The sequence below is a fragment of the Acinetobacter sp. UBA2063 genome (assembly GCF_002333245.1).
GTDB classification, from domain to species: Bacteria; Pseudomonadota; Gammaproteobacteria; order Pseudomonadales; family Moraxellaceae; genus Acinetobacter; species Acinetobacter parvus.
The window spans coordinates 532-6,245 of the sequence record NZ_DDAH01000015.1 but is presented as its reverse complement, the minus strand read 5'-3'; the positions used below and the strand labels follow the sequence as shown (position 1 = coordinate 6,245).

At 44.9% G+C, this 5,714-nt stretch carries 3 protein-coding genes; 1 reads left to right on the top strand and 2 read right to left on the bottom strand.

Going from position 1 to position 5,714, the window contains the following annotated elements; genetic code table 11:
* Nucleotides 1–88 precede the first annotated feature (88 nt).
* Entirely contained in the window at nt 89–2,320 is a 2,232-nt protein-coding gene (locus tag B4H32_RS00665) for an NADP-dependent isocitrate dehydrogenase (protein WP_286799123.1), read from the bottom strand.
* Between the two features lie 349 nt (nt 2,321–2,669).
* On the bottom strand, nt 2,670–4,373 hold the full coding sequence (locus B4H32_RS00660) for a M61 family metallopeptidase (protein ID WP_286799122.1): 1,704 nt from the start codon (nt 4,371–4,373) through the stop codon (nt 2,670–2,672).
* A 169-nt stretch (nt 4,374–4,542) separates the two neighbouring features.
* Here B4H32_RS00660 and B4H32_RS00655 point away from each other — a divergent pair.
* A partial coding sequence (locus B4H32_RS00655; protein ID WP_286799121.1) for a D-alanyl-D-alanine carboxypeptidase PBP6B occupies nt 4,543–5,714 on the top strand: 1,172 nt, incomplete at its 3' end.

Below are 5,714 nucleotides of genomic sequence, written 5' to 3'. Positions count from 1 at the left end.
CATAAAGCCCACTTCAAAGCCCCATAAAAAAAGCCAGTGCCTTAGCACTAGCTTTTTCTCAATATTGAAGGTGAATACTTTAGCTTATTTAAACAGTGGCAAGTGCTGCATTAAATGTTTCGCTTGGACGCATTATCGCATTCACTTTTGCTGGATCAGCAGCGTAGTAGCCACCAATGTCAGCCGCTTTGCCCTGTACTTGAGAGAATTCAGCCACAATCTTCTGTTCATTCTCAGCCAGTGTTTTCGCCAGTGGGGTGAACTGCGCCTTTAACTCAGCATCTTCATCTTGTGCAGCAAGTGCCTCAGCCCAGTACAACGCCAAATAGAAATGGCTGCCACGGTTGTCAAGCTCACCAGTACGACGTGATGGAGACTTGTCATTATCCAGTAACTTGCCTGTTGCCTGATCTAAAGTCTTGGCAAGCAATTTTGCACGCGCATTATCTTCTTTAATCCCAAGCTCTTCCAGAGAAACGGCCAGCGCAAGGAACTCGCCCAGTGAATCCCAGCGTAAATGGTTTTCTTCCACCAACTGCTGAACGTGTTTTGGTGCTGAACCACCCGCACCTGTTTCGTACATACCGCCGCCAGCCATTAAAGGAACGATAGACAACATCTTCGCAGAAGTACCCAGTTCCATAATTGGGAACAAGTCAGTCAGGTAGTCACGCAGGATGTTACCCGTCACGGAAATCGTGTCTAAACCACGCGCCACACGCTCAAGCGTATAACGCATTGCACGCACCTGAGACATAATCTGGATATCCAGACCATCGGTATCATGCTCTTTCAGGTATTTTTCGACTTTCTTGATCAGTTCATTTTCGTGCGGACGGTATGGGTCAAGCCAGAAAATCGCTGGCATGCCAGAGCTACGCGCACGTGTCACCGCAAGTTTTACCCAGTCACGAATCGGCGCATCTTTCACCTGACACATACGCCAGATATCACCTTGCTCTACGTTTTGCGACATCAACACTTCACCTGTATCAAGGTCAGTGATGTTGGCAATGCCCGCTTCTGGAATCTCGAAAGTCTTGTCGTGTGAACCGTATTCTTCCGCTTTTTGTGCCATCAAGCCCACATTTGGCACAGTCCCCATGGTTTTCGGGTCAAAGTTGCCATTCCACTTACAGAAATTGATCATTTCCTGATAGATACGTGCGAAAGTTGATTCTGGCATCACTGCTTTACAGTCGTAAGGCTTGCCATCAGCACCCCACATTTTACCACCACCACGAATCATTGCAGGCATGGATGCATCGACAATCACGTCATTCGGAGAGTGGAAGTTATCAATGCCTTTGGCGGAGTCAACCATTGCCAAGCGCGGACGATGCTCCTGACAGGCGTGTAAATCTTCAATTATTTCTTCACGAAGCGAGGTTGGCAAGGTAGCGATCTTTTCATACAGGCCTGCCATACCGTTATTGACGTTAATACCCAACTCGTCAAATAACTTGCCATGTTTTTCAAATGCATCTTTATAGTAGATCTTGACACAGTGACCAAACACGATGGGATGCGACACTTTCATCATGGTCGCTTTGACGTGCAGTGAGAACAGGATGCCTGCTTCACGGCAGTCTTCCAGTTGCTTCTCATAGAATTCACACAGCGCTTTTTTGCTCATGAACATTGAGTCGATGATTTCGCCATCCTGCAACGCCACTTTTGGCTTCAAGACAATGGTTTCACCCGTTTTGGTGATCAATTCCATTTTCACGTTACGTGCATGGTCCAGTGTCATCGACTTTTCACCATGATAGAAGTCACCCTCTTCCATGTGTGAAACGTGGGTTTGTGACCACTGTTTCCATTCGCTCATTGAATGTGGATGCTTTCTGGCATAGTTCTTTACCGCAGCAGGCGCACGACGGTCAGAGTTCCCTTCACGCAACACTGGGTTTACGGCTGAACCGAGACATTTACCATAGCGGTCTTTAATTGCCTTTTCTTCCTCAGTCACTGGATTCTCTGGATAATCAGGAATCGCATAGCCTTTTGACTGAAGTTCCTTGATGCATGCCACCAACTGAGCAACCGAAGCACTGATATTTGGAAGTTTAATGATGTTCGTATCTGGATCCTGCGTGAGACGTCCAAGCTCCGCAAGGTTATTGGTCACTTTCTGCTCGTCGCGTAGGTAGTCCGAAAATTCTGCGAGCACGCGCGCGGCTACAGAGATGTCACTTTTAACGATCTCAATGCCAGCTGGCTTGGTAAAGGTCTCAATGATCGGCAGTAGAGAGTAGGTCGCCAGTAGTGGCGCCTCATCAGTCAGTGTGTAAATGATTTTTGACTTTCCACCAGCCATATATAGCCCCTTGTGTTAAATGTTAGTTGTGAAGAACCAAGCTTTTGGCCCAGTCTTTGAGAACCGATGTGCTTAAATAAAACCACTGAGAGTATCGGCCCTCGTCGCATCTCAGTCAACGCAATATCGAGTGATAACGACATTTCGAAAAAAAATACTACAAAACTCTATAAAGGTTGCAGCTATGTTTAGCCACCTCACATGAAGTTTTGGCTTTTCAAACACAAAACGGTTTCAGCTTAAATAACAGCTTTAAATTTACCATTTCGCAAACAAATGAATATAGTGCCTTAGTATGAGTACGACACTAACAAAGTTTAATGAACAACATATGACGTTGGTCGGGGGATTAAACTTTCAACCAACGATCAAGTTTATTCTGATCTTCAATTTTTAACTCAACAGTGGTCAGTGCATTTTCTCCCCCCGAGATTTCAAACTGCAACAGCTCATCACGGCGGAAAGCATAAACCGTAAACGCTCCCTGCTGTTTTGCATATTTCGCCAGAAGTTTTTCTGATGCTTTAATACCATCAATCGCAAGGATCACATCACTGGCAGACAGTCCAGCTTTTGCAGCAGCACTGTCACGGCGAACTTGCTGAATCACCACACCCTCAGCCTTATCCACGGTTTTTAAACCAAATGGCAGCGCCTTATCATTTTTCAGGCTATAACTTAAACCAAACTCAGGCAAGAGCTGGTCCAGTGGCAACTCATCGGTGGTATTGATTAAATGATTGATTTGCTCAATCCAGTTATCCCCTGTCAATTCATTGCACAATTCAAAAATGGTGCGTTCATTGACCTGAATCCCCTTTTGGGTATTTTCATATAAACGGCGCATCAGGGCATCAAGGTTTGAACCACGTAAACGTAAGCCCAAGTCTAAGCAAAGCGCAACTAAGCTACCTTTGTTGTAATAACTGGTTCCTGCATTATTTGAATTTTCATCCTGACGATAGAACTTGATCCATGCATCAAAACTGGATTCCGAAACAGACTGGATCAAACGTCCTGGATTTTGCAAATAACGGTCAATCTGCGCCTTTAATAAATCCAGATAGGATTTCTGCGAAATCACACCACTACGCAGCAAAATCAGGTCATCATAATAAGAAGTAAAGCCTTCAAATATCCAGAGTAAGCTGGTGTAGCCCTCTTTGTGCAAATCATAATGGGCAAAATTTTCAGGGCGTATAAATTTCACCAGCCATGAATGGAAATATTCATGGCTACATAAGCCCAGAAAACGTTGATAGTCTTTGGAAGGTTCCTGTGCTTCATTCTCTTTGGGCAAGTCATCACGCGGGGTGATCAGGCTGGTACTGTTGCAATGTTCCAGACCGCCATAACTATTGCCCGTTGCCATGGTCATAAAAGTATAGTTTTGAAATGGTGCTGAACCGAACAGATTAATTTCAGCCTGACAAATCTTCTCAATATCTGCCTGTAAACGATCCAAATTGGTATTGTGCTTGCCTGAAATCACAAACTCATGTGGAATACCATTGGCTTGAAAGCTAAAACGGCTTTGTTCAGCCAGCTCAAATGGACTGTCAATCAGTTGGTCATAATTCTCCGCTTTTAGAGTAAAGCGTCCCTTGACCAGACTTTTACTTGGCAGCCCCGTGGCAATCTGGAAATGCTTGAGTTCATCAGGCAGGAAAATTTCAATCTCACAAGGTGACTGTTCCTGATCTTGCAGACCTAAACAGACACAGGCAGGATTGACATACAAACGGGTTTGATCGACATACGCCCCACGCACCGATAAATCATAGGCATACACATCATATTCAACCGTAATCAGTTCATGGTCGTTATTGAACAAACGCCAGCGGTTTTTCTCGGTTTTTTTAATACTGAGTAAACGCCCAGCTTCATCAGAGGCCTGAACCGATTCAATATGTTTTGAGAACTCACGAATCAGGTAACTGCCTGGAATCCAGGTCGGCAACCATAGCTCCTGATTGGGATTGGCCAGGAAGCGCAGGGTCACATGAATAAGGTGCTGGCGATAATCGTCAAACTCAATTTGATAGTGCAACATAGCTTAGATCGTAAAAATAAGACTCACTTCACATAGCTTAGCATTTTTTTACAAAGTCATGCGCAGATGTCTTAATTGTCTGTAGAAATTGCTAGATTCTTCAACAAAAAAGTCATAGCATGCTTTTTTCGCATTCCATGCCACTGGATCGGCAGCACAAGGTGTTTACGTGAAATTCATCCTCTCCCTATTTACGTTGTTTAGCTTCATCTGTACCCATCTCGCCCATGCCAATTTATTGAATATTGCACCTGAATCGGTAGAAGCGCAGGCATGGTCAATTATGGATGCCCAGTCAGGTCAGGTCATTGCTGAACATAATAGCCACGTACAGCGTGCCCCAGCCTCATTGACCAAAATGATGGTGGCCTACATTACCCTCAAGGAAATTGAAGCTGGAAAATTGCGTAAGGAAGAGGTACTGACCGCTACGCCTGTGGTGAGTACCGTGATGTGGGATGAATCGCAAATGTACCTGAAAGCGGGTGAGCAGATTTCAATTGACCAGCTCCTCGCAGGTTTAATTGTGATGTCTGCCAATGATGCGGCTGTCACGCTTGCCGAAAAGATTTCAGGCAGCGTACCCGAGTTTGTTGCGCGCATGAATCGTGAAGCACAGGCCTTGGGAATGAAAGATACCCATTTCAGCAATCCTGCTGGCATCAGCATGCCTGACCATTATTCAACTGCGGCAGATTTAGGTGTGCTGGCTCAGGCTATCGTCACGCAAACCCCTGACTATCTGCATTATTCAAAAATGCCAAGCTTTAGCTATAACCAGCGTTTTCACCATGCCACCAATTTTGCCTTAAAGCTTGACCCTACGGCAGATGGTTTAAAAACAGGCTATACTAAGGCTGCTGGCTATAATCTGGCCTTGACTGCGGAACGTCCGACTTTTAATCCACATGTTGCTAAACGCCGTTTAATTGTAGTGGTGTTGGGTACACCCAGTGCGGTGAAACGTGCCGAAGTTGCACATAAATTAATGGACCTGGCTTACACCTATACCCGTGATGAGGAAGTGATTCCAAAGCAAAGACTGATTGCTGAACTGCCTGTGAGTAAATCGACCCTAAAAATGTTTAAGGTCGAAACCAAGCAACCAACTATTGTGACGACATCGCTATATGATCAAGCAACACCAATTGACTTGAATAGTTTTGATTTGTTGACTCAGCGCATCCATCTGGTTGATGCAAACCAGCAGGTCAGCACAGTTGAACCACTGCAAACCACCAATACCCATATCAACATTGAATTAAATGAACAGCATTTGACTGCTCCTTTAACCCAGGTCATGAACTTGGCAACGGTGTCGATCTATCAAAATAACCAGTT

Coding starts and splice junctions, on each gene's coding strand:
- B4H32_RS00665 (WP_286799123.1), bottom strand. CDS start 2,320: ATGGCTGGTGGAAAGTCAAAAATCATTTACACACTGACTGATGAGGCG.
- B4H32_RS00660 (WP_286799122.1), bottom strand. CDS start 4,373: ATGTTGCACTATCAAATTGAGTTTGACGATTATCGCCAGCACCTTATT.